Source organism: Mycolicibacterium canariasense, from assembly GCF_002101555.1.
GTDB classification, from domain to species: Bacteria; Actinomycetota; Actinomycetes; order Mycobacteriales; family Mycobacteriaceae; genus Mycobacterium; species Mycobacterium canariasense.
In genome coordinates this window covers 1-22647 of sequence record NZ_LQOL01000047.1, presented here as the reverse complement: position 1 = coordinate 22647, position 22647 = coordinate 1, and the positions used below count along the sequence as shown (strand labels likewise).

22 protein-coding genes and 3 tRNA genes are annotated in these 22647 nt (G+C 66.6%); 14 read left to right on the top strand and 11 right to left on the bottom strand.

The window, feature by feature from the left end:
• Positions 1 to 18: 18 nt before the first annotated feature.
• From gnd to AWB94_RS11915, 8 genes are all read left to right on the top strand, one after another.
• A complete protein-coding gene (gene gnd / locus AWB94_RS11950) occupies positions 19 to 912 on the top strand; it encodes a phosphogluconate dehydrogenase (NAD(+)-dependent, decarboxylating) (protein WP_062657575.1) in 894 nt (297 codons plus the stop codon).
• Between the two features lie 15 nt (positions 913 to 927).
• On the top strand, positions 928 to 2088 hold the full coding sequence (gene recF, locus AWB94_RS11945) for a DNA replication/repair protein RecF (RefSeq protein WP_062657574.1): 1161 nt from the start codon (positions 928 to 930) through the stop codon (positions 2086 to 2088).
• On the top strand, positions 2085 to 2624 hold the full coding sequence (locus tag AWB94_RS11940; RefSeq protein WP_264021224.1) for a DUF721 family protein: 540 nt from the start codon (positions 2085 to 2087) through the stop codon (positions 2622 to 2624). The genes recF and AWB94_RS11940 overlap by 4 nt, the downstream gene beginning before the upstream one ends.
• Before the next feature lie 219 nt (positions 2625 to 2843).
• Entirely contained in the window at positions 2844 to 4856 is a 2013-nt protein-coding gene (gene gyrB / locus AWB94_RS11935; protein WP_062657572.1) for a DNA topoisomerase (ATP-hydrolyzing) subunit B, read from the top strand.
• A 25-nt stretch (positions 4857 to 4881) separates the two neighbouring features.
• The gene (gene gyrA, locus AWB94_RS11930; RefSeq protein WP_062657571.1) at positions 4882 to 7416 is read left to right on the top strand and encodes a DNA gyrase subunit A; all 2535 of its coding nucleotides are present in this window, start codon (positions 4882 to 4884) and stop codon (positions 7414 to 7416) included.
• Positions 7417 to 7491: 75 nt separating this feature from the next.
• Positions 7492 to 8355 carry a DUF3566 domain-containing protein gene (locus AWB94_RS11925; RefSeq protein ID WP_062657570.1) on the top strand — a complete coding sequence of 288 codons (864 nt, stop codon included), beginning with the start codon at positions 7492 to 7494 and terminating at the stop codon, positions 8353 to 8355.
• A gap of 126 nt (positions 8356 to 8481) precedes the next feature.
• Positions 8482 to 8555, top strand: a tRNA-Ile gene (locus AWB94_RS11920).
• 123 nt (positions 8556 to 8678) lie between these two features.
• Positions 8679 to 8751 (top strand) — tRNA-Ala (locus tag AWB94_RS11915).
• Between the two features lie 35 nt (positions 8752 to 8786).
• Here AWB94_RS11915 and AWB94_RS11910 read toward each other — a convergent pair.
• The 4 genes from AWB94_RS11910 to AWB94_RS11900 all read right to left on the bottom strand — a co-directional run bounded on the left by AWB94_RS11910 (position 8787) and on the right by AWB94_RS11900 (position 11585).
• Positions 8787 to 9365: a site-specific integrase gene (locus AWB94_RS11910; protein ID WP_062657569.1), complete on the bottom strand. Its 579-nt coding sequence runs from the start codon at positions 9363 to 9365 to the stop codon at positions 8787 to 8789.
• A gap of 523 nt (positions 9366 to 9888) precedes the next feature.
• Complete coding sequence (locus AWB94_RS11905; protein WP_062657568.1) at positions 9889 to 10554, bottom strand: DUF3800 domain-containing protein; 666 nt, start codon at positions 10552 to 10554, stop codon at positions 9889 to 9891.
• A gap of 385 nt (positions 10555 to 10939) precedes the next feature.
• Positions 10940 to 11209 carry a hypothetical protein gene (locus tag AWB94_RS34605; protein ID WP_131805320.1) on the bottom strand — a complete coding sequence of 90 codons (270 nt, stop codon included), beginning with the start codon at positions 11207 to 11209 and terminating at the stop codon, positions 10940 to 10942.
• Positions 11210 to 11402: 193 nt separating this feature from the next.
• Positions 11403 to 11585, bottom strand: coding sequence for a plasmid mobilization protein (locus AWB94_RS11900; RefSeq protein WP_062657567.1), 183 nt, complete (start codon positions 11583 to 11585; stop codon positions 11403 to 11405).
• Between the two features lie 114 nt (positions 11586 to 11699).
• On the opposite strand from AWB94_RS11900, the gene AWB94_RS11895 reads away from it, so the two are divergent.
• The 3 genes from AWB94_RS11895 (at position 11700) to AWB94_RS11890 (ending at position 13165) form a co-directional block, all read left to right on the top strand.
• A complete protein-coding gene (locus AWB94_RS11895; RefSeq protein ID WP_062657566.1) occupies positions 11700 to 12116 on the top strand; it encodes a hypothetical protein in 417 nt (138 codons plus the stop codon).
• A 90-nt stretch (positions 12117 to 12206) separates the two neighbouring features.
• A tRNA-Ala gene (locus tag AWB94_RS35100) sits at positions 12207 to 12272 on the top strand.
• Positions 12273 to 12547: 275 nt separating this feature from the next.
• Entirely contained in the window at positions 12548 to 13165 is a 618-nt protein-coding gene (locus AWB94_RS11890; protein WP_131805319.1) for a hypothetical protein, read from the top strand.
• 4 nt (positions 13166 to 13169) lie between these two features.
• Here AWB94_RS11890 and cwsA read toward each other — a convergent pair whose 3' ends face one another.
• Positions 13170 to 13496, bottom strand: a complete 327-nt coding sequence (gene cwsA / locus AWB94_RS11885) for a cell wall synthesis protein CwsA (protein WP_062657564.1) — start codon at positions 13494 to 13496, stop codon at positions 13170 to 13172.
• A gap of 131 nt (positions 13497 to 13627) precedes the next feature.
• Between cwsA and AWB94_RS11880 the strand changes: the two genes are divergently transcribed.
• Entirely contained in the window at positions 13628 to 14155 is a 528-nt protein-coding gene (locus AWB94_RS11880; RefSeq protein WP_024452499.1) for a peptidylprolyl isomerase, read from the top strand.
• A 78-nt stretch (positions 14156 to 14233) separates the two neighbouring features.
• On the opposite strand, the gene AWB94_RS11875 is transcribed toward AWB94_RS11880, so the two are convergent.
• Together AWB94_RS11875 and crgA are read right to left on the bottom strand one after the other, a co-directional pair.
• A complete protein-coding gene (locus AWB94_RS11875; RefSeq protein WP_062657563.1) occupies positions 14234 to 14650 on the bottom strand; it encodes a PH domain-containing protein in 417 nt (138 codons plus the stop codon).
• 155 nt (positions 14651 to 14805) lie between these two features.
• Entirely contained in the window at positions 14806 to 15087 is a 282-nt protein-coding gene (gene crgA, locus AWB94_RS11870) for a cell division protein CrgA (RefSeq protein ID WP_024452501.1), read from the bottom strand.
• A 48-nt stretch (positions 15088 to 15135) separates the two neighbouring features.
• On the opposite strand from crgA, the gene AWB94_RS11865 reads away from it, so the two are divergent.
• Both AWB94_RS11865 and AWB94_RS11860 read left to right on the top strand, forming a co-directional pair.
• Positions 15136 to 15924, top strand: coding sequence for a DUF881 domain-containing protein (locus AWB94_RS11865; RefSeq protein ID WP_084395239.1), 789 nt, complete (start codon positions 15136 to 15138; stop codon positions 15922 to 15924).
• A gap of 30 nt (positions 15925 to 15954) precedes the next feature.
• Complete coding sequence (locus AWB94_RS11860; protein ID WP_062657561.1) at positions 15955 to 16614, top strand: aminodeoxychorismate/anthranilate synthase component II; 660 nt, start codon at positions 15955 to 15957, stop codon at positions 16612 to 16614.
• Here the strand turns inward: AWB94_RS11860 and pknB are convergent.
• Genes pknB through AWB94_RS11840 form a run of 4 tightly spaced genes read right to left on the bottom strand, consistent with a single transcriptional unit; the run spans position 16611 to position 22550 of the window.
• Positions 16611 to 18485 (bottom strand): Stk1 family PASTA domain-containing Ser/Thr kinase, encoded by a 1875-nt coding sequence (gene pknB, locus AWB94_RS11855; protein ID WP_062657560.1) that lies wholly within the window; start codon positions 18483 to 18485, stop codon positions 16611 to 16613. The two genes, AWB94_RS11860 and pknB, sit on opposite strands and share 4 nt — an antisense overlap.
• Positions 18482 to 19672, bottom strand: a complete 1191-nt coding sequence (locus AWB94_RS11850; protein WP_084395238.1) for a protein kinase domain-containing protein — start codon at positions 19670 to 19672, stop codon at positions 18482 to 18484. Before AWB94_RS11850 ends, pknB begins: the two co-directional genes overlap by 4 nt.
• Positions 19669 to 21144 carry a D,D-transpeptidase PbpA gene (pbpA, locus tag AWB94_RS11845; protein ID WP_062657559.1) on the bottom strand — a complete coding sequence of 492 codons (1476 nt, stop codon included), beginning with the start codon at positions 21142 to 21144 and terminating at the stop codon, positions 19669 to 19671. The genes AWB94_RS11850 and pbpA overlap by 4 nt, the downstream gene beginning before the upstream one ends.
• Positions 21141 to 22550, bottom strand: coding sequence for a peptidoglycan glycosyltransferase RodA (locus AWB94_RS11840; protein WP_062657620.1), 1410 nt, complete (start codon positions 22548 to 22550; stop codon positions 21141 to 21143). The genes pbpA and AWB94_RS11840 overlap by 4 nt, the downstream gene beginning before the upstream one ends.
• Between the last annotated feature and the right edge of the window lie 97 nt (positions 22551 to 22647).

Sequence of the window (22647 nt, the reverse complement as noted above, 5' to 3'; positions counted from 1 at the left end):
CGCGTAAAGGGGACGCATATGCAGCTCGGGTTGGTCGGCCTGGGAAAAATGGGTTTCAACATGCGGGAGCGGCTGCGAAGCGGCGGCCACGAGGTGATCGGGTACGACCCCCGCCCGGAGGTCACCGACGTGCCCAGCCTGGCTGGGCTGGCCGATGCCCTCACCGCGCCCCGGATCGTCTGGGTCATGGTGCCCTCCGGTGACATCACCCACCAGACCATCGTGGAACTCGCCGAACACCTCGAGCCCGGCGACCTGGTGATCGACGGCGGAAACTCGCGCTACACCGAGGATGCCCCACACGCAAAGCTGTTGGGCGACAAGGGAATAGCCTTCATCGATGCGGGTGTGTCCGGTGGTATCTGGGGGTTGACCGAAGGGTACGGCCTGATGGTCGGCGGCAGTGACGAGGATGTCGCGCGGGCGATGCCCATCTTCGACACGCTGCGGCCGCCGGGCGAGGTCGCCGACGGATTCGTGCACGCCGGCCCCGTGGGCGCCGGTCATTTCACCAAGATGGTGCACAACGGCGTGGAATACGCGTTGATGACCGCCTATGCCGAAGGGTACGAACTGCTGGCGGCCGAGCCGTTGGTGAAGGACCCGGCGGCGGTGTACCAAGCGTGGTCCAACGGCACCGTGGTGCGATCGTGGCTGCAGGAGCTGCTTGCCAAGGCGCTCAAGGAAGATCCCGGCCTGGCCAATATCACCGGTTACACCGACGATTCGGGAGAAGGGCGCTGGACCGTCGAGGAAGCCATCCGGCTGCGGGTACCGGTGCCCGGTATCGCCGCCTCGTTGTTCGCCAGATTCCTTTCCCGCCAAGAAGATTCACCGACCATGAAGGCCGTTTCGGCGCTACGCAACCAGTTCGGCGGGCATGCGGTGCAACGGGTTCACGAGTCGGGCTGACGCCGGGAAGACGATTTGTACGTACGTCATTTGGTGCTGACGGATTTCCGTTCGTGGCCGCGGGCCGATCTCGAGCTGGGTCCCGGCCAGACGGTGTTCGTCGCACCGAATGGCTACGGTAAGACGAATCTCGTTGAGGCGCTGTGGTATCTGGCCACCCTCGGGTCACACCGGGTGGCTACCGACGCCCCGCTGATCAGGGCCGGCGCGGACCGGGCGGTGCTCTCGGCGATCGTCGCCAACGATGGGCGTGAACTCGCGGTCGACCTGGAGATCACGACCGGCCGGGCCAACAAGGCCCGGCTGAACCGCTCGCCGGTGCGCAGCCCGCGGGAGGTGCTCGGCGTGCTGCGCGCGGTGTTGTTCGCCCCCGAGGACCTGGCGCTGGTACGCGGCGACCCGGGCGAGCGGCGCCGCTACCTGGACGAGGTGGCCACCACTCGACGTCCCCGGATCGGCGGCGTGCGCGCCGACTACGACAAGGTGGTCCGGCAGCGGACCGCCCTGTTGAAGACGGCCGGACCGGCCCGCTACCGCGGGGAGTCCGGCGTGTTGGACACCCTCGAGGTTTGGGATGGGCATTTGGCTTCCCATGGGGCACAACTCCTTTCGGCCCGTGTGGAGCTGGTCAACGAGTTGGGCCCGGAGGTGGAGAAGGCCTACCAGTTGTTGGCACCCGCGTCGCGACCGGCATCCGTCCGGTACCGCAGCGGCACCGAGGCGGTGGAGGCCGCGGCGGCGGCGGGCACCGTCGATACGGCCGTATACGAAGCCGCGCTGCTCGAGGAGCTGGGCCGGCGCCGGTCCGCCGAATTGGAGCGCGGCGTCTGCCTGGTGGGGCCGCACCGTGACGACCTCGAGCTGCGCCTCGGTGATCAACCGGCCAAAGGTTTCGCCAGCCACGGCGAATCGTGGTCGATGGCATTGGGCCTGCGGTTGGCCGCCTACGAATTGCTGCGGATCGACGGTACCGATCCGGTGCTGCTGCTCGACGACGTGTTCGCCGAGCTGGACAGTGCGCGGCGCCACGCGTTGGCCAAGGTCGCGGCGTCGGCCGAACAGGTGTTGGTGACCGCGGCGGTACCCGACGACTTGCCCGGGAATTGGGATGCGCGGCGGATACTGGTGGGGATGCGCGACGATGACACGGGACGGATATCGGAGGTGCTGGCGTGAGCGACCCGGCAGAAGATGCGTCACCCGAGGATCCGCGCGACATGGTGCGCCGGGTGCTCGAGGAGGCTCGCGGCGCGGCGCGCAGCCAGGGTAAGGACGTGGGCCGCGGCCGGACGTCGCCGGCCCGGCGGACCGGCCAGGCCGGCAAGCGCCGCAGCTGGTCCGGACCCGGACCCGATGTGCGTGATCCGCAGGCGTTCGGGTCGGCCACCCGGGACTTGGCGCGATCACGCGGTTGGTCCAAACAGGTGGCCGAGGGCTCGGTGCTGGGTCAGTGGAAGGTGGTGGTCGGCGCCGATATCGCCGACCACGCGGTGCCGACGGGGCTGCGCGACGGTGTGCTGACCGTCGCCGCCGAATCGACCGCGTGGGCCACTCAGCTGCGGATGATGCAGGCCCAGATCCTGGCCAAGATCGCCGCCGCCGTCGGTGACGGTGTGGTGACCTCGGTGAAGATCCTCGGACCGCAGGCACCGTCGTGGAAGAAGGGGCGCTATCACGTCTCCGGCCGGGGCCCGAGGGACACCTACGGATAGCCGGCGGAGTGAGTCGCTGTAAGCCGCCAGAACCCCGCGAAGGACTTTCTCAGGCGTCAGGACGCACCCCGGATCGAGAAATTCCACAGGCGCCGCGTTTAGGTACGTGGAAACGCCGCCACAGAGTCAGTCCCGCCGACATGTGACGGTAGACTGAGGCGAGATCTGTGGGCGGTAGTCGCTACCGCCCCCCGCGAACCCCAAGGAGACGCGTCCAACGTGGCTGCCCAGAATGAGTACGGTGCCGATTCGATCAAAGTGCTGGAAGGCCTCGAAGCGGTCCGCAAACGTCCTGGCATGTACATCGGCTCCACCGGCGAACGTGGTCTGCACCACCTGGTCTGGGAGGTTGTGGACAACGCCGTAGACGAGGCGATGGCGGGGTTCGCCACCAAGGTGGACGTCCGCCTGCTCGAGGACGGCGGCGTGCAGGTCACCGACGACGGCCGCGGTATCCCGGTGGCCATGCACGCCACCGGAATTCCCACCATCGACGTGGTCATGACCGTTCTGCACGCCGGCGGCAAGTTCGAAGAGGGCGCTTACCAGGTGTCCGGTGGTCTGCACGGCGTCGGTGTCTCGGTGGTCAATGCGCTGTCCACCCGTCTGGAAGCCGATGTCCGCACCGACGGCTCCGAGTGGTTCCAGACCTACGATCGGTCGGTGCCCGGCACCCTGCGCCAGGGCGAGAAAACCACGAAGACCGGGACCACCATCCGGTTCTGGGCCGACCCGGACATCTTCGAAACCACCACCTACGACTTCGAGACCATCGCCCGGCGACTGCAGGAGATGGCGTTCCTGAACAAGGGCCTGACCATCGAACTCACCGATGAGCGGGTCACCCCCGAAGAAGTGGTCGACGAGGTCGTCGGCGATACCGCCGAGGCGCCGAAGTCCGCGGTGGAGAAGGCCGCCGAAGCAGCGGCACCGCACAAGGTCAAGCACCGGACCTTCCACTACCCCGGCGGTCTGGTCGATTTCGTCAAGCACATCAACCGGACCAAGACGGCGATCCAGCCCAGCGTCATCGACTTCGACGGTAAGGGCACCGGCCACGAGGTCGAGGTCGCCATGCAGTGGAACGCCGGCTACTCGGAATCCGTGCATACCTTCGCCAACACCATCAACACGCATGAGGGCGGTACCCACGAAGAGGGTTTCCGCGCCGCGCTGACCACCGTGGTGAACAAGTACGCCAAGGACAAGAAGCTCCTCAAGGACAAGGACCCGAACCTCACCGGGGACGACATCCGGGAGGGCCTCGCCGCGGTCATCTCGGTCAAGGTCCAGCAGCCGCAATTCGAGGGCCAGACCAAGACCAAGCTGGGCAACACCGAGGTCAAGTCCTTCGTGCAGAAGATCTGCAACGAGGAACTCCAGCACTGGTTCGACGCCAACCCCGCCGAAGCCAAAACCGTTGTTAATAAGGCGATCTCGTCTGCCCAGGCGCGGATGGCGGCCCGCAAGGCGCGGGAATTGGTGCGCCGCAAGAGCGCCACCGACATCGGTGGGCTGCCCGGCAAGCTGGCCGACTGCCGGTCCACCGACCCGAGCAAGTCCGAACTGTATGTGGTGGAGGGTGACTCGGCCGGTGGTTCGGCCAAGAGCGGGCGGGACTCGATGTTCCAGGCCATCCTGCCGCTGCGCGGCAAGATCATCAACGTCGAGAAGGCGCGTATCGACCGCGTGCTGAAGAACACCGAAGTCCAGGCGATCATCACCGCGCTGGGTACCGGCATCCACGACGAGTTCGACATCACCAAGCTGCGCTACCACAAGATCGTGCTGATGGCCGACGCCGACGTCGACGGCCAGCACATCTCCACCCTGCTGCTCACGCTGCTGTTCCGCTTCATGAAGCCGCTGGTGGAGAACGGGCACATCTTCCTGGCGCAGCCGCCGCTGTACAAACTGAAATGGCAACGCAGCGAACCGGAATTCGCTTACTCGGACCGCGAGCGCGACGGTCTGCTCGAAGCCGGCAAGAAGGCCGGCAAGCGGATCAACACCGACGACGGTATCCAGCGCTATAAGGGTCTGGGTGAAATGGACGCCAAGGAGCTGTGGGAGACCACCATGGATCCATCGGTGCGGGTGCTGCGTCAGGTCACCCTCGATGACGCCGCCGCGGCCGACGAACTGTTCTCCATCCTGATGGGCGAGGACGTCGAGGCGCGCCGCAGCTTCATCACCCGGAATGCCAAAGACGTTCGCTTCCTTGACGTTTAGTCGTCTGACCCACTGAGGAAATTTCATGACTGACACCACGTTGCCCCCCGGCGACGGCACGTCCGATCGTATCGAACCGGTCGACATCCAGCACGAGATGCAGCGCAGCTACATCGATTACGCGATGAGCGTGATCGTCGGCCGCGCGCTGCCCGAGGTGCGCGACGGCCTCAAGCCGGTGCACCGGCGGGTGCTGTACGCCATGTACGACTCCGGTTTCCGCCCGGACCGCAGCCACGCCAAGTCGGCGCGCTCGGTGGCCGAGACGATGGGTAACTACCACCCGCACGGTGACGCGTCGATCTACGACACCCTGGTCCGGATGGCCCAGCCGTGGTCGTTGCGTTACCCGCTGGTCGACGGTCAAGGCAACTTCGGCTCACCGGGCAACGACCCGGCCGCCGCCATGCGATACACCGAAGCCAGGCTGACCCCCTTGGCCATGGAGATGCTGCGTGAAATCGACGAGGAGACAGTCGATTTCATCCCCAACTACGACGGCCGCGTGCAGGAACCGACGGTTCTGCCCAGCCGGTTCCCCAACCTGCTGGCCAACGGTTCCGGCGGTATCGCCGTCGGCATGGCCACCAACATCCCGCCGCACAACCTCAACGAGCTCGCCGAGGCCGTGTACTGGTGCCTGGAGAACCACGAGGCCGACGAGGAAGCCACCCTGGCCGCGGTCTGTGAGCGGGTCAAGGGGCCCGACTTCCCCACCAGTGGCCTGATCGTCGGTACCCAGGGCATCAACGACACCTACACCACGGGACGTGGATCCATCCGGATGCGCGGTGTCGTCGAGATCGAGGAGGACTCCCGCGGGCGCACCTCGATCGTCATCACCGAGCTGCCGTATCAGGTCAACCACGACAACTTCATCACCTCGATCGCCGAGCAGGTCCGCGATGCCAAACTGACCGGGATCTCCAACATCGAGGACCAGTCCAGCGATCGCGTGGGTCTGCGCATCGTGGTGGAGCTCAAGCGTGACGCCGTCGCCAAGGTCGTGCTGAACAACCTCTACAAGCACACCCAGCTGCAGACCAGCTTCGGTGCCAACATGCTGTCCATCGTCGACGGCGTGCCGCGCACCCTGCGGCTGGACCAGATGATCCGGTATTACGTTGCGCACCAACTCGATGTGATCATCCGGCGCACCCGGTACCGGCTGCGCAAGGCCAACGAACGGGCCCACATCCTGCGCGGTCTGGTCAAGGCGCTGGATGCCCTCGACGAGGTCATCGCGTTGATCCGGGCGTCGGCCAATGCCGACGTCGCCCGCAGCGGGTTGATGGAACTGCTCGACGTCGACGAGATCCAGGCCCAGGCCATCCTCGACATGCAGCTGCGTCGCCTGGCCGCCCTGGAACGGCAGCGCATCGTCGACGACCTGGCCAAGATCGAGGCCGAGATCGCCGACCTCGAGGACATCCTGGCCAAGCCGGAGCGCCAGCGCGCCATCGTGCGCGACGAGCTCAAGGAGATCGTCGAGAAGCACGGTGACGAACGTCGTACCCGGATCATCGCCGCGGACGGTGACGTCACCGACGAGGACCTCATCCAGCGTGAGGACGTCGTCGTCACCATCACCGAGACCGGCTACGCCAAGCGCACCAAGACCGACCTGTACCGCAGCCAGAAGCGCGGTGGGAAGGGTGTGCAGGGCGCGGGTCTCAAGCAGGACGACATCGTCAACCACTTCTTCGTGTGTTCGACGCACGACTGGATCCTGTTCTTCACCACCCAGGGCCGGGTGTATCGGGCCAAGGCCTACGACCTGCCGGAGGCGTCGCGCACGGCGCGCGGCCAGCACGTGGCCAACCTGCTGGCCTTCCAGCCGGAGGAACGCATCGCCCAGGTCATCCAGATCAAGAGCTACGAGGATGCGCCCTACCTGGTGCTGGCCACCCGCAACGGTCTGGTGAAGAAGTCCAAGCTGATCGATTTCGACTCGAACCGCTCCGGCGGCATCGTCGCGATCAACCTGCGCGAAGGCGACGAGTTGGTCGGTGCCGTGCTGTGTTCGGCCGAGGACGACCTGCTGCTGGTCTCGGCCAACGGGCAGTCCATCCGCTTCTCGGCCACCGACGAGGCGCTGCGGCCGATGGGCCGGGCCACCTCCGGTGTGCAGGGTATGCGGTTCAACGAGGACGACCGGCTGCTGTCGCTCAACGTGGTCCGGGAGGGCACCTACCTGCTGGTCGCGACCGCCGGCGGGTACGCCAAGCGCACCGATATCGAGGAGTACACGGTGCAGGGCCGCGGCGGTAAGGGCATCTTGACCATCCAGTACGACCGGCGCCGCGGCAGCCTGGTGGGCGCGCTGATCGTCGACGACGACACCGAGTTGTACGCCATCACCTCCGGCGGCGGTGTGATCCGCACGGCGGCGCGCCAGGTACGCAAGGCCGGCCGGCAGACCAAGGGCGTGCGCTTGATGAACCTCGGTGAGGGCGACACACTGATTGCCATCGCTCGCAACGCGGAGGAGACCGACGACGCCGAAGCCGACGAGGCCGAAGGCGATCAGGCCGCAGGCGATGAGTCGACGGACGCGTAGCGTGACTGCCGGATGCCACTGCGGCAGTACCGCCAGCACCCAGCCCTCCGGGGCCTGAGCTAAGGAGCACCTCAGGTGACGTCACCGAAGGAACCCGGCCACTCGCGGGCAAGCGAGGGCCCCGGTAGCGCCAACGGCGCGGCCGGGACGCCGGGTGCGGTACCCGAGGGTGAAGTGCCGCCGTGGCAGCGCGGGCCGGCGGCTCGGGCTTCCGCCGGCAGGCCGGCGGATGGGACCGCGGCCGGCAGGCCGGCGGAGGGCGCCAACGCTCCTCGCCCCGCCGAGGGCGGGAACCGGCCGGCGCACCCCCAGGGGGTGGACGCTCGGCTCAACCGGTTCATCTCCGGGGGTAACGCACCGGCCCGGGAGACGCCTGCCAATCCCCCGCAGAACCAGCCGCGCGAAACCGAGGTGTTGCCCACCCGCACCGAGCGGCCGGAGGCCGCACGGCCGGAGAACTACGCCAGTGAGCTGCCGGATCTGTCCGGGCCGCCGCCGCGACCGGCGCGGCCCGCGGCGGCCGAATCCCGGCCCGCTCCCCCGCCCGGCCGGGTGCAGGTGGCCAACCGTAAGCAGGGGCCGGTGCGGGCCAGTATGCAGATCCGGCGCATCGATCCGTGGAGCACGCTGAAGGTGTCGCTGGTGCTCTCGGCCGCGCTGTTCTTCGTGTGGATGATCGCGGTGGCGTTCCTCTACCTGGTGCTCGGCGGGATGGGCGTGTGGAGCAAGCTGAACAGCAACGTGGGCGATCTGCTGACCAGCAACAGCGGTACCGGCGGCGAATTGGTCTCCAGCGGAACGATTTTCGGTGGCGCCGCGTTGATCGGCCTGGTGAACATCGTGCTGCTGACCGCGATGGCGACCGCCGGTGCGTTCATCTACAACCTCACCACCGATCTGGTGGGTGGGGTCGAGGTGACACTGGCCGACAGAGATTGATTGCCGGCCCGCCGGCGTGACTGACTGCCGGCCCGCCGGCGCGACTAGAACCCCGCGGTTTGGGAAGACGGGACCCATTACGGTAATCTCGTCGCTCGGCCGGTCAGAGAAATCGAGTGGTCACACGGGCCTATAGCTCAGGCGGTTAGAGCGCTTCGCTGATAACGAAGAGGTCGGAGGTTCGAGTCCTCCTAGGCCCACGGAAGGGTTACACCATGAGGCTGGTGGTAGTGCTCGCGGCAGTTGTGGCCGCAGCCGTCGTGTGGCGATCGCGACACGGTGCCGAAGTGTGGCACACCGCCGAGAACCCCGCGAACCCCTAAGGGGCCTTAGCTCAGTTGGTAGAGCGCTGCCTTTGCAAGGCAGATGTCAGGAGTTCGAATCTCCTAGGCTCCACAAGTAGAACACGCAGTTCAGAAGCGGTTCCGGTGTTATTCGCCGGGGCCGCTTTTCTCGTCTGTGCCCACATCTTGCCCACATTTGCGAGTAATCCCCCGCGTGAGCATGTCATTTATGGCGACTCCGACGGCCTCCACATCGGATGGATACAGGTGCCCGTACCGGTCCAGGGTGAGGGCCGCAGACTCGTGTCCGAGCATGTTCTGCAGCGCCTTAATGCTCGCCCCGGCCTGGATCGCCAGCGACGCCGCAGTGTGTCGCAGCTCGTGCAGCTTGAACTCGTACACCGTGACTGGCTCCCCGGCCGCGTTCCGCTCGACGCGGGGGAACAACTTGGCCGACGCGACGGCTTCCGACCACCACCGGCGCCTGACGTTCGTCCCCCGCATATACCCGCCACGGCTGTCAGGGAACACCAGAGCGTCCGGATCGTCGGCGACGAGCAGATCAGCCACAAACTCCGGCAGCGCAACGGTGCGGCCCCTCCCGCCCTTCGGTGTGCCTACCACGAACTGGCCGTCGACCAGCGTCACCGAGCGCGATATCGAGATGGACTTCTTGTCGAGAAGAACGTCTCGCCATCTCAGCTCGGCGGCCTCACCGAAGCGCACTGGTCAGATCGTGGCCGGCGCTATCCAGGAAGGCGGCAAGGTCCTCGACCAAACGGCGAACGTCGTGTCGAGCTTCCTGGTCGGCAACGTTCAACGGCATGAACCCAGACCGCATGCTGCAGGAGTTCGACATCCGCAAAGCCCAGCAGTCACAGGGCCAACTCGCGAAGTACGGCGGATGAAATGCGACACCCAAAGAATCCACCACGACACCCAAAAGCGGCTCGCAGATGGCCACCTGAGACCCCTGGGGGAGGCACCCCTGAGCGGCGGAGGCGGACCCCGAAGCGCATAGCGTCCGCCTGTCTGTGCAGAACCGAATCGATTTCGGAGTCCCTGTTTTGCACGCTGAACTACGACCTCGCCAGAGCCGACGGCCTCCGAGCCGATTGCATGTCGGTGTCGCGGGTTGTCGGTGTAGCGCGCTACTCTCCTGAAGTAGCGACCCCGACCGACGAAAGAGCCCCTGGGCTTGGCTGAGCCTAGTTGGTCGGGGGTTCGTTACCCTCTCTGAGGTGCAGGTTCAGTAGTAGTACTGCCTGCCGATCTTGAAGAGGTCATATTCAGAGTGAATGCGGTCCTTGATCAGGTCATACGACCGACGGTCGTTTCGCTCGTAAAACCTGGTGACCGCCCAGATCAGGTAGTCGACCGCCTGCAGCCCCAATTCCGACTCGTCTCGCCAGAACGCAAGGGTGCGTTTCACCCGGTAATCGAGGCACTGCTTCATGACGTCCTCGATGGCACCCCTGAAAGCAGCCCGCATCTTCTTCGTGCCGAGCTCGGCAGCGACGATCAACACCTCATCGCCGGCCGAGAACCGCCGCGGCGCCGCGTATTTGAGGTGGTAGAACCACGCGTACTGGAAGAACGTCGGCTCGTCGGGCCGGATCTTCGGCTGCGCCTTGCGCTTCTCGAGCAGCGTCACGTCGAAACGGAAGTCAAGATCAGCAATGACGTTGAACACCTCGTCGCGGATTAGTTGTGAGTCGCAGGTGGCGTGAAATGTGGTGTCCAGACCCTGAGACCGCCATGCGAGTTCGTCGCGGAGGATGATCAGACGAGCGCGCATGTCCGCGACCTGACTCTCGGTCATGGTCAACGTGCCGACGGCGAAGTACTTCGATACGTTGGGATCTGCCCTGCATTGCAGGTCACCGCTCTCGTCCGAGAACATGTATTTGCGCATTGATAAAGCTCCGGTCGCGGAAGCCAGGAGTACCGGGACCTCACCTGGCGGCGCGGAGCTTCACAGGCGCAGCGTTGGCCGAAGCGCTGACGCACCAAAGTGCGTCACATAGGATCGAGTCGTCCTGCCAGACATGATCGAGCCCTGCTGGAGTCCGCTCCGGCCGGGCCTCGGCGTTCCTGGGGGTGCGGCTTGCTCCCCGGTCAATAGGGTATTCCGTTCACCCGACGCTCACCGGCGTGTCCTCGCCGGTAGCTCAATCCGCTCCTGTTCACAGATTGCGGTGTACTGACGCCCAACGCTGTGGATTGTTCTACTCGCTACGCGCTTAGCCCTATAGTCACCGCTTCCCCGGAAGCCGCGCGACGGTGGGGGTAACGCTCTGTTATCCGGTGTCGTAGCCTTCGAGCCCCCACCAAGGACCGCAGCGGTCCTCAGCCAGATCGCGCCCCAATGCTCCGTCGGGTGAGCAGAAATTGATGTTGAGGACGATGCCGGTGTTTGACTCAGACGCCTGTTGACGCCGTTCGTCGATCTCACAGGAGAGTGCGATTGACAGTCGTCGTGCGATCCCGCGTGCAACTGTCGGGATTACTGGTGGTAATTCCGCTGCCAGCACAGCGAGGTCGTTCAGGAACCTGGGCAGAAACACCATCGCAAAGACCTTCCCTGGAATGGGCATACGGTCGCGAGAGCAGTCTGTATCTCCCGCTTGCGATTACAGTCGCACGGCCGCGATGGTTTTACCATGAGCGACACGCGGTTTTACCACGGTTTGATCGGCACCGAAGACTGGTTAGGGCGTTGCGCCGCCCGACGTGCAGCGCGGCGCTGCTCAGAAGATCTTCTTATGGGGTGATTTCGGCGAGAACGGTGGAGCGCACCAATTCGGAGATGCTGACGCCACGGCGCTTCGCCGCTGCATGCAAGGCGTCCCGCTCGGCCGGCAACATGCGGAGCGCCACCAGGGCGGTCCGTTGACGCTTTTCGGAGCGCCACGTCCGACTCTGCTCCGACTGTTTGGAAGTCATCTGCGTCGCCTTCCGAGGAGAATCGCATGGTTGTCATTTGAGGTCCAGTTGGAAGACTAGTCGACAGAGCGCGGTTTAACCGCCATTTGATCGTCAATTGAATGGATGTGTCCGATGCAGGCCCAGAGCGACTACACGGTGAGTGACGTCGTCGCCTTGTCTCGGAAGAGCTTGTCCACGGTGAATCGTCGAGTTGACGACGGCGATCTGCAGAAGGTCCCGGGCACATCGAATCCGATCCGACTCACCGCTGAATCGGTGCACGCTTATCTGAGGCGCCTACTCGACGAGGGGCCGGTGCTGCCCGATGGGGTTCCGAGAACGCCCAACGCGATGACCGTGGAAGAAGATGGTCATTCGAAGAGCATCGCGGACCTCGATCGGTCTTTGGGGGATGCGCTGGCGAAGGTGAACGACCTGGAGATCGAAAACGAGACTTTGCGCAACGATGTCCAAGCACTGAAGCTTGCGCATGAGTTGGTGCTTGACCGACTCGGTTCCCACACAGAACCAAAGGCGCGGAACGACTAGGCCAGGCGGCGGACCACAATCTGACCACAGTTACAGATAACTACTGTTAACCACAGTTGTGTGTTTTCGCACTTCGAACGTCATGAAAGCACATGAACTGCAGGGTGATTCGCCTTTGCAAGGCAGATGTCAGGAGTTCGAATCTCCTAGGCTCCACAAGCATTTTCTTCTCTCGGCGCGCGCCGGAATCACCTCTTCGCGGATTCGGTTGCGCGCGCCCAATTTTCGTTAAGGTAACCGCCCAATCTCTTAGTGGGCGTTTAGTAAACCGGCCATGCTCTCACCAAACCGCCACAGCGCGGTGCAGCGAAACGCATAGGGTTCGAACGGTGACCATCCCGTGTTAAAAACGTGACCTTTGTAGCCCACCGTTACCAAAGTGACATTGCCGCGCGACGCGGACGATGCCGTCGGGGAACAAGGGGAACGACATGACGATTGCGCTGTACCACCAGACCATGCCGGACTGGGCGTCCCGGCGGAAGCTCGGCCGCGCGGTGGTACGCATCGGCGATGTGCTCGCCACGGTGCTGCGGCCGGTGCTCGTGGCGGTGGCCATCATGATCGCCGCGATGTGGTGGTCCATGCCCAAGGCCGCGGCCGACCCGGTCAACACCGTTCTCAACGACGTCGGGGTGGGCAACAACGGGACCATCAGCTCGATGATCGCGGAGCTGGGCGAAATGTTCTGCCCACTGATCGCCCAGGCCGGCAGCAACTTCGCCAAGAACTCCTACAGCGCCAACGGCAACGGTCTGGGCGGCGCGGTGGCCGGAGGGGTCACCAACCTCGTCATCCAGAACCAGTGCCCGTCGTGGATCAACTCACTTGCCAACGGGCACTTGCCAGGAGCGCTCACGGGAGCGGCATCGGCCATCAACCCGATGCAAAGTGTCACCGGCGCGGCGACCGATCCGTTGCAGGCGCTGACCGGCGCGACCAACACGGCCGGACTGAACATCCCCGCGCTGCCCGGCACCGGGTTGCCCACTGCCGGGTTGCCGTCGGGGTTGCCCGTCACCGGACTGCCGAGCAGCCCGCTGGGCTGACGCGCTACGGCTTGGGCGCGACCTCGACGCTGGGCGGCAGCGCGGACGGCTCGGGGCGGGTCGAGCGGCGCACGATGGCGAACGCCGCGCCCCCACCGACGAGCACCACGGCACCGATCACGATCCACAGCAGCGGCTTGCGCCGGCGCGGCTCGGGCACGACGTCTTCCTTGCGCAGCCGGCTCCCCAGCCAGGACGCCGACGACAGCGCGGAGCTCAAACCCACGCCCAGGGCGCCGCGGGTGAGGTCTGCCGGGCCCACCACGGAGTACTTCAGACCACGCGCGAGCCGTTGTCCCGACGTCAGCCGGACATCCGTGTTGGAACTCATGGGCACCTCTTTCGCAGGCGGGCGGGAAAACGCCTTCCCAGCCTGCCATCAAACCCTGCCGACGCGGTACGGGTGCGCTGCGGGAGGGGCCTCGGAAGGGGCCCGGATGCCCGGGTGGCAGACTGCAATCCGTGACGAGCCCCATTCAGACAGCCACCGCGACGCTGCACACGAACCGCGGCGACATCAAGATCGCCCTGTTCGGTAACCACGCCCCCAAGACGGTCGCCAACTTTGTCGGCCTCGCGCAGGGCACCAAGGACTACAGCACCGAGAACGCCTCGGGCAGCACCTCCGGCCCGTTCTACGACGGCGCCGTGTTCCACCGTGTCATCGACGGATTCATGATCCAGGGCGGCGACCCGACCGGCACCGGGCGCGGCGGCCCCGGCTACCAGTTCGCCGACGAGTTCCACCCGGAACTGCAGTTCGACAAGCCCTACCTGCTGGCCATGGCCAACGCCGGGCCGGGCACCAACGGCTCGCAGTTCTTCATCACCGTGGGCAAGACCCCGCACCTGAACCGCCGGCACACCATCTTCGGCGAGGTCGTCGACGAGGCCTCGCAGAAGGTCGTCGACGCCATCGCCACCACGGCGACCGATCGCAGCGACCGGCCCACCGAGCCGGTGGTGATCGAGTCCGTCACCATTTCCTGAATCCCCCATTTGTGCGGTTCCGTACGCCTCGCCCCGCGCGTCGCGTATGGAACCGCACATTTGCGTTGAGGGCAGGGGTCAGCGGCCCGCATACCCCGCTTGGGTGAGTGCGTCGAGCACGTCCAGCGGGCTGGTGCCCAGATCCCAGCGGGTGAACACGTAGAGCCGATCGTCGGCGGTGTCGACCTCGAGCAGCCGCACCTTGCGGGCCAGCCTGCGGAATTCGGTGATCCGGATGGTGGCGATATCGTCGCGGCGCAACACCCGGGTGCGCCACCAGCCGCGTATCAGCAGACCTTCACCGGAGATTGCCAGCTTCGGCCGCGCGACCCACGACAAAGTTGCAAACACCAGCAAACCCATCGCGGCAACGCCACCCAGAACACGTCCGGGACCGTCTGTGACCACAGTCACAACGGCGATGGCCATCACGACGCCGGCGAACCCTATGCCGAGAATGCCCGCGGGCTTAGGCCCCCACATTGTTTGCTGCATGGCGTCAATACCCGGTCTTACCGTGCGGTTTGAAGTTATCCACAGGCGCTATCCCCAATGGGGATGAATCACAACGTTGTGATTGGGTGACGCCGCGGTAGCGAGCCGGGTAACAGTTCGAAGCCAAAATGAATTCATTCCGGCGGGGTGCCGCCTCAGCGCCACCGCATGGTCAGCAACAACCCTGTGATCATGAAAGCAAAGGCGATCGCGTAGTTCCACGGGCCGAGGTCGGCCATCCAATTCAGCCACGTGGGAGCGTTCAGGCCGGTGGCTCCCAGCTGGAACACGAGCAGCCACAGCAGCCCGATGAGCATCAGACCCACGAACAGCACCACGAACCACACGCTCGACGGCCCGGCCTTCACCTTGACCGGGGTCCGGCTCACCGGGTTGATGGTGAAGTCGTTCTTCTTGCGAACTTTGGACTTGGGCATGGTTACCTTTGGAGACGATGGAACACGTGGCCGGATGGGACGCCGTTATTGAACACAGAGCCTAACGCAGCGTCCGCCCCCGCCGAGAATTCTGGGAGACCGCGCTCGGCCTGGCGATTCGGCGTGCCGGTGGTGTGTCTGCTGGCCGGTCTGCTGCTGGCGGCGACGCACGGCGTCTCGGGCGGCGGCGAGATCCGGCGCAGTGACGCGCCGCGGCTGGTGGATCTGGTGCGCGAGGCGCAGATCGGGGTGGACCGGCTCACCGCGCAGCGGGACCAGCTGGTCTCGGCCATCGACAACCATCACGGCGGCTCCCCCGGCGCCGACGCCGCCCTGCGGGCCATCACCGCGCGCTCCGATCGGCTGGCCGAACAGGCCGGGCTGAACCCCGAACGCGGGCCCGGGCTGGTGATCACCCTCAACGACGCCCAACGCGACGCGGAGGGCCGCTTCCCCCGCGACGCGGCACCCGACGACCTGGTGGTGCACCAGCAGGACATCGTCGCCGTGCTCAACGCGCTGTGGAGCGCCGGCGCCGACGGCATCCAGGTCCAGGATCAGCGGATCGTCGGCACCTCGGTGCCGCGCTGTGTCGGTAACACCCTGCTGCTCGGTGGGCGCACCTACAGCCCGCCGTACGTCGTCACCGCGATCGGTGACGTGCCCGCCATGCAGGCCGCGCTGGCCGCCGCGCCGCTGGTGACCCTGTACAAGCAGTACGTCGTGCGGTTCGGGCTGGGCTACAGCGAGGTGCCGCAGCCGTCGGTGGAGCTGGCCGGGTACACCGCGCCGATCCGGATGAAGTACGCCAAGCCCGCCGGGCCGCTCGGGTATTAACCACTTTGTCGGTCGCAGTAGCCTGGTGACATGCAGGTTCTGGTCGTCGACAACTACGACAGCTTCGTGTTCAACCTGGTCCAGTACCTGGGTCAGCTCGGCGTGCACGCGCACGTCTGGCGCAACGACGACGAGCGCCTCGGCGATCCGCGGACCATTGCCGAGCAGTTCGACGGCATCCTGCTCTCCCCCGGGCCCGGCACCCCGGAACGCGCCGGCGCGTCCATCCCGCTGGTGCACGCCGCCGCCGAAACCGGCACCCCGCTGCTCGGCGTGTGTCTGGGACACCAGGCCATCGGCGTGGCCTTCGGCGGCACCGTGGACCGCGCGCCGGAACTGTTGCACGGCAAGACCAGCCTGGTGCACCACTCCGATGTCGGTGTGCTGCAAGGGCTTCCGGATCCTTTCACCGCCACCAGGTACCACTCGCTGACCATCCTGCCGGAGACCAAACCGGACGTCCTGGAGGCCATCGGGCACACCGACTCCGGGGTGATCATGGCCGTCCGGCACACCGAGCTGCCCATCCACGGCGTGCAGTTCCACCCGGAGTCCATCCTCACCGAGGGCGGGCACCGGATGCTGGCCAACTGGCTGGGCTTCTGCGGTCAGGCCCCCGACGAGGCTTTGGTCCGCCGCCTCGAGCAGGAAGTCGCCGATACCGTCCAGGCCGCTACGACCGCCTCCTAGGAGGCGAAGCTGAGCGTGATCGAGTCGCCGTAGCCCACGCCGCTGCCCGGCGACGGGCTCTGCGTCACCACCGCGTTGGACCGCAGCCCGCTGTTGTCCACGTTGGCGCCCTTGATCAGCACACCGGTCCAGCCCAGCGCCCGCAGGTTCGGCTCGGCGTCCACCCAGAACTGCCCCACCAGGTTCGGCATCACGAACTGATTGCCCAGTGACACCTTCAGCGTGATCGGCGCGTCCAGCGGCACCACGGTGCCGGCGACCGGATCGGTGGCCACCACCTCCCCCGCCGGGCGTGGGCTGGAGACCGGGGCCGTCAGCACGGCGGTGAAGCCGAGGATCTGCAGGTTGTTCCGCGCGCCCTGCTCGGGCTGGCTGGTGACATCCGGGACCGCCTTGGTCTGCGGCCCGGTGCCCACCACGACGGTGATCTCGTTGGTGATCGCCGACGTCGAATTGGCCGGCGGCACGGTGCTGACCACCCGGTCCTTGAGCTCCGGCGCCGAGGACGACGGCGCCTGCTTGAACTTGCCGAAACCGGCGGAGGTCAGCTTGCGGACCGCGTCGGCGTAGCTCAGGCCCGACACGTCGGGCACCTCGCGCTGCTCGGGGCCGGTGGAAACGTTGATGGTGATCTCGTCCCCGGCGCTCACCGAAGCATTGGCGTTCGGATCGGTACCGATGACGTGGTCCGGCGGCACCTTCGAGTCCGGGTTGCGCGCGATGTTGGTCTTGAATCCACGGTTCTGCAGCGCGGCGATGGCGTCGGCCGAGGCCTGCCCGGACACGTCGGGCACCTGCACATCGCGGGGCTTGCCGCCGATGGCGTTGATCGCGATGGTGACCACCACGGTCAGCACCGCGAGCACCGCCACCGCGATGAGCCAGCGGCCCACCGACCCGCCGCTGCCGGGCGGCGTGTAGCTGCCGGTGGTCGGGATGTGTTCGGTCGGCAGGGCCCGCGCGTGCGGCTGGCTGGCGCTCAGGATGTGGGTGCGTTCGGCGTCGGTGAGCACCTTGGGGGCCTCGGGCGACTCGCCGCTGTGTACGCGGATCAGGTCGGCGCGCATCTCGGCCGCGCTCTGATACCGGTTCTCCGGGTTCTTGGTCAGTGCCTTGAGCACCACCGCATCGAGTTCCGGGGAGATACCGGCGTGCCGCTTGGACGGTGGGTCGGCGTCCTCGCGGACATGCTGATAGGCCACGGCCACCGGGGAGTCACCGACGAAAGGTGGCTCGCCGGTGAGGATTTCGTACAGAACGCAGCCCAGCGAGTACACGTCGGAGCGGGCGTCCACCGGCTCACCGCGGGCCTGTTCGGGGGACAGGTACTGTGCCGTGCCGATCACCGCGGCCGTTTGGGTGACGCTGTTGCCGGTGTCGGCCAGGGCGCGGGCGATGCCGAAATCCATCACCTTCACCGCGCCGCTGTTGCTGATCATGATGTTCGCGGGTTTGACGTCGCGATGGATGATGCCGTGCTGGTGGCTGAAGTTCAGGGCCTGGCAGGCGTCGGCGATGATCTCGATGGCGCGCTTGGGCTCCATCGGACCTTCGGTGTGCACGATGTCGCGCAGCGTGACGCCGTCGACGTACTCCATGACGATGTAGGGCAGCGGCCCGTTGGGCGTCTCGGCCTCCCCGGTGTCGTAGACGGCCACGATCGCCGGGTGATTCAGCGCGGCGGCGTTCTGCGCCTCCCGGCGGAACCGGAGATAGAAGCTGGGATCGCGGGCCAAGTCCGCGCGCAGCACCTTGACCGCGACATCGCGGTGCAGGCGCATATCACGCGCGATGTGAACCTCCGACATCCCACCGAAGCCGAGGATCTCACCCAGCTCGTAGCGGTCCGAGAGGTGTTGGGGCGTGGTCACGGGGACCCACTGGGCGGCGAGGCCGGCGGCACGCCGATGACGGTGGTGCTGGTCGAGGTCTGCTGCTGCACCGGGCGGTCCTTCTTGTCCTGAGCGTTCAGCACGATCAGCACGGCGATGATGATGGCCAGCGCGCCGAGTACGCCGGCGGCCCACAGCAGGGCCCGCTGACCGGGCGAGAAGGTGCGCCGCGGCGGGGGCGTGCGGTGGCTGCCGGTGGCCGGGCGGGGCCGTGCGGCGGTGACCGGCGGCCGGTAGTCGGCGGCAGCGGCCCGGGCCTGCGTGGTCGACGGGATGGCCGCCGGTGTGGCACGACCGATGGTGGGCGCGTGGTTGGGCCGGGGCGGACGGCGCCCGGCACGCACGGCCGCAACGGCGTCGGCGAACGGGCCGCCCGAGCGGTACCGGTGGTTGGGTTCCTTGGCCAGGGTGATCTCGATGAGCTCGCGCACATTGGGCGGCAGGTCGGCAGGCAGCGGGGCGGGCTGCTCCTTGATGTGCTTCATGGCGACCGTCAGGGCGCCGTCGCCGGTGAACGGCCGCTTGCCCGAAAGTGATTCGTAGCCAACGACACCGAGGGAGTACACGTCGCTGGCGGCGGTGGCGTCGCGGCCGAGTGCCTGCTCCGGCGCGATGTACTGCGCGGTGCCCATCACCATGCCGGTCTGGGTGACCGGTGCGGCGTCGACGGCCTTGGCGATACCGAAGTCGGTCAGTTTCACCTGACCGGTCGGCGTGATCAGGATGTTGCCCGGTTTCACGTCGCGGTGCACCAGCCCCGCGGTGTGCGCGACCTGCAGGGCGCGGCCGGTCTGCTCGAGCATGTCCAGCGCGTGGCGCAGCGACAGCCGCCCGGTGCGCTTGATGACGGAGTTCAGCGGCTCACCGTTGACGAGCTCCATCACCAGGTACGCGGTGCGGCCCTCACCGGCCTCCAACTCGGTCTCGCCGTAGTCGTAGACGCTGGCGATGCCGGGGTGGTTGAGCATGGCGACGGTGCGGGCCTCGCCGCGGAACCGGTCGACGAACTCGGCGTCGGTGGAGAACTCGGCCTTGAGCACCTTGATGGCCACCTGGCGGCCGAGCCTGGTGTCCAGGCCTTCCCACACCTGGCCCATACCGCCGGTCGCGATCAGACGCTGCAGCCGGTAGCGTCCGGACAGCGTCACACCCACCCGGGCCGTCATGATGCCTCCCGCAGGGCAGCGGCGATGGTCGCTCGCCCGATCGGGGCGGCCACCGCGCCGCCGGTGGCGGACAATCGGTCCCCACCATTCTCCACGAGTACGGCGACGGCCACTTTGGGGGCCTGTGCCGGGGCGAAGGCGATATACCAGGCATGGGGTGGGGTGTTGCGGGGATCCGTCCCGTGTTCGGCGGTGCCCGTCTTCGATGCGATCTGCACGCCGGCGATGGCTCCCTTCTGCTGTGTCACCTGCTCGGCGCCCACCATCAGATCAGTAAGTGTAGCCGCGACCTGCGGCGACACTGCCCGCCTGAGCTCCTGCGGGGCTGTGGTGGCGATATTCGAGAGGTCAGGGCCCTTGAGGCCATCGACGAGGTAGGGCGCCATGGTGACGCCGTCGTTGGCGATGGTGGCCGCCACCATCGCGTTCTGCAAGGGTGTCATCGCGACATCCTTCTGTCCGATGCTCGACATGCCCAGTGCGGCGGCGTCGTCGATCGGGCCGACGGTGGAATCGGCCACCTGCAGCGGGATCTGGACCGGTGCGTCATCCAAGCCGAACGCGCGGGCGGCCGCCCGCAGCCGGTCGGCGCCGGTGTCGATGCCCAGCTGGACGAAGGCGGTGTTGCAGGACCGCGCGAACGCCTCACGCAGCGTCGCGGTGGGACCGCTGCCGCAGGTGGACCCGCCGTAGTTCTCCAGGGTCGCGGTGCTGTTGGGCAGCGGGATGCGGGGGGCCGCCGTCAGCGGGGTGTCCGGGGTGGTGCCGGCCTGCAGCGCGGCCGCGGTGGTGATCACCTTGAACGTCGACCCGGGCGGGTAGGTCTCCGAGATGGCCCGGTTCACCAGCGGGTTGTCGGGGTTGTCGCGCAGCTTCTGCCAGGCCGCGGATTGCTCGCTGCCGTCATGGCTGGCCAACTCGTTCGGGTCGTACGACGGGGCGGACACCATGGCCAGGATCTTGCCGCTGGACGGCTCCAACGCCACCACGGCGCCCTTGCAGGCGCCGTCGCAGCCACGCTCCATGGCGTCCCAGGCGGCTTGCTGCACCTGGGGATTGATGGTGGTCGAGACGTTGCCGCCGCGTGGGTCGCGGCCGGTGAAGAAGTCGGCCAGCCGCCGTCCGAACAGCCGCTCGTCGGAGCCGTTGAGGATGGCGTCCTCGGCGCGCTCCAGGCCGGTGCTGGAGTACTGCAGCGAGTAGAAGCCGGTGACCGGGGCGTAGGTCAGTGGGTTGGGGTAGACCCGCAGGAACCGGAAGCGACCGTTGGTGGAGACCGAGTAGGCCAGCAGTTGGCCGCCGGCGGAGATCTGCCCGCGCTGGCGCGAGTACTCGTCGAGCAGCACCCGCTGGTTGCGGGGATCGGCGCGGTACCCGTCGGCGGCGAACACCTGGGTGAAGGTGGCATTGGCGAGCAACATCACGACCAGCACCATGATGGTGACGGACAGGCGGCGCAGTGCGGTGTTCATGTCTTGGAGATCACCTCGGTGCTGGCCGATGCGATCGGGCTCGGATTGGGTCCGCGGGTGGAGGTGATGGGCCGGCGCGCCGCGTGCGAGATGCGCACCAGGATGGCCAGCAGGATGTAGTTGGCCACCAACGACGAACCGCCGTAAGACATCCACGGCGTGGTCAGTCCGGTCAGTGGGATCAGCTTGGTCACCCCGCCGACCACGATGAACAGCTGGATGCCCAGCGTGGAGGCCAGCCCGGCGGCCAGTAGCTTGCCGAAGCTGTCGCGCACGGCGATCGCGGTGCGCAACCCGCGGATCACGACGATCGTGTAGAGCATCAGCACGCCGGCCAGCCCGACCAAGCCGAGTTCTTCACCGACGGCAGCGATGATGAAATCCGTTGAGGCGGCGGGCACGGTGCCGGGCTGACCGTTACCCAGCCCGGTGCCGAAGATGCCGCCGGTGGCGAAACTGAACAGGGACTGCACCATCTGGAAGCCGGCGCCGTCCGGATCGGCGAACGGGTCGATCCAGTTCTGCACCCGGACCCGGACATGCCCGAAAAGGTGGTATGCCACAACGCTTCCCACCGCGAACAGGCCGAGACCGATGAACACCCAGGACAGCCGGCCGGTGGCCACGTAGACCAGCACCAGAAACGAGGTGTACAGCAGCAGCGAGGTGCCCAGGTCCTTCTCGAACACCATCACCCCGACCGAGGCGATCCAGGCCACCAGCAGCGGGGCCAGGTCGCGCGGGCGCGGCAGATCCATTCCCAGAACGTGCTTTCCGGCGCTGATGAACAGCTCGCGCTTGTCCACCAGCACGGCGGAGAAAAAGACCAGCAGCAGGATCTTGGAGAATTCCGCGGGCTGGATGGAGAAGCCGGGGAACTGGATCCAGATCTTGGCGCCGTTCTGTTCGGAAAACCTCGCCGGCAGCAGGGCCGGAATGACAAGCAGCACAAGGCCGGTGAGGCCGCAGAGGTATCCGTAGCGGGCCAGCACCCGGTGGTCGGGCACGGCGATCACGATCGCCGAGAACGCGATCACGCCGACCAGCGTCCACAACATCTGCTGGTTGGCGGTCGGGCTGTCCGGGTTCAGCGGTGCCGCGGCCAGGTCCAGGCGGTGAATCATGACCAGCCCCAAGCCATTCAGCAGGGCGACCACCGGCAGCAGCAACGGATCGGCGTAGGGCGCGAATCGCCGGATCGCCAGGTGCGCGCCTGCGAACAGCGCCAGGTAGGCCACGGTGTACTGCAGCAGGTCCCAGCTCAGGCCCTGTTCCTGGTTGGCCTCGACGATCAGCAGGGCCACGGTGGTGATGGCGGCGGCGAAGCCCAGCAACCCCAGTTCGGCATTGCGCCGGTTGGGCAGCGGCGGTGTGACGGCGACGGGCGACTGGGGGGCGGTGGTCATGACGCCGTCCGGCAGGTGGTGCCCGGCTCCGGCGGTGAGGGAGGCAGGGCCGTGACGGTCGGTGCCTGGGTGGTGGGCGGGGGAGACACGGTGGTGG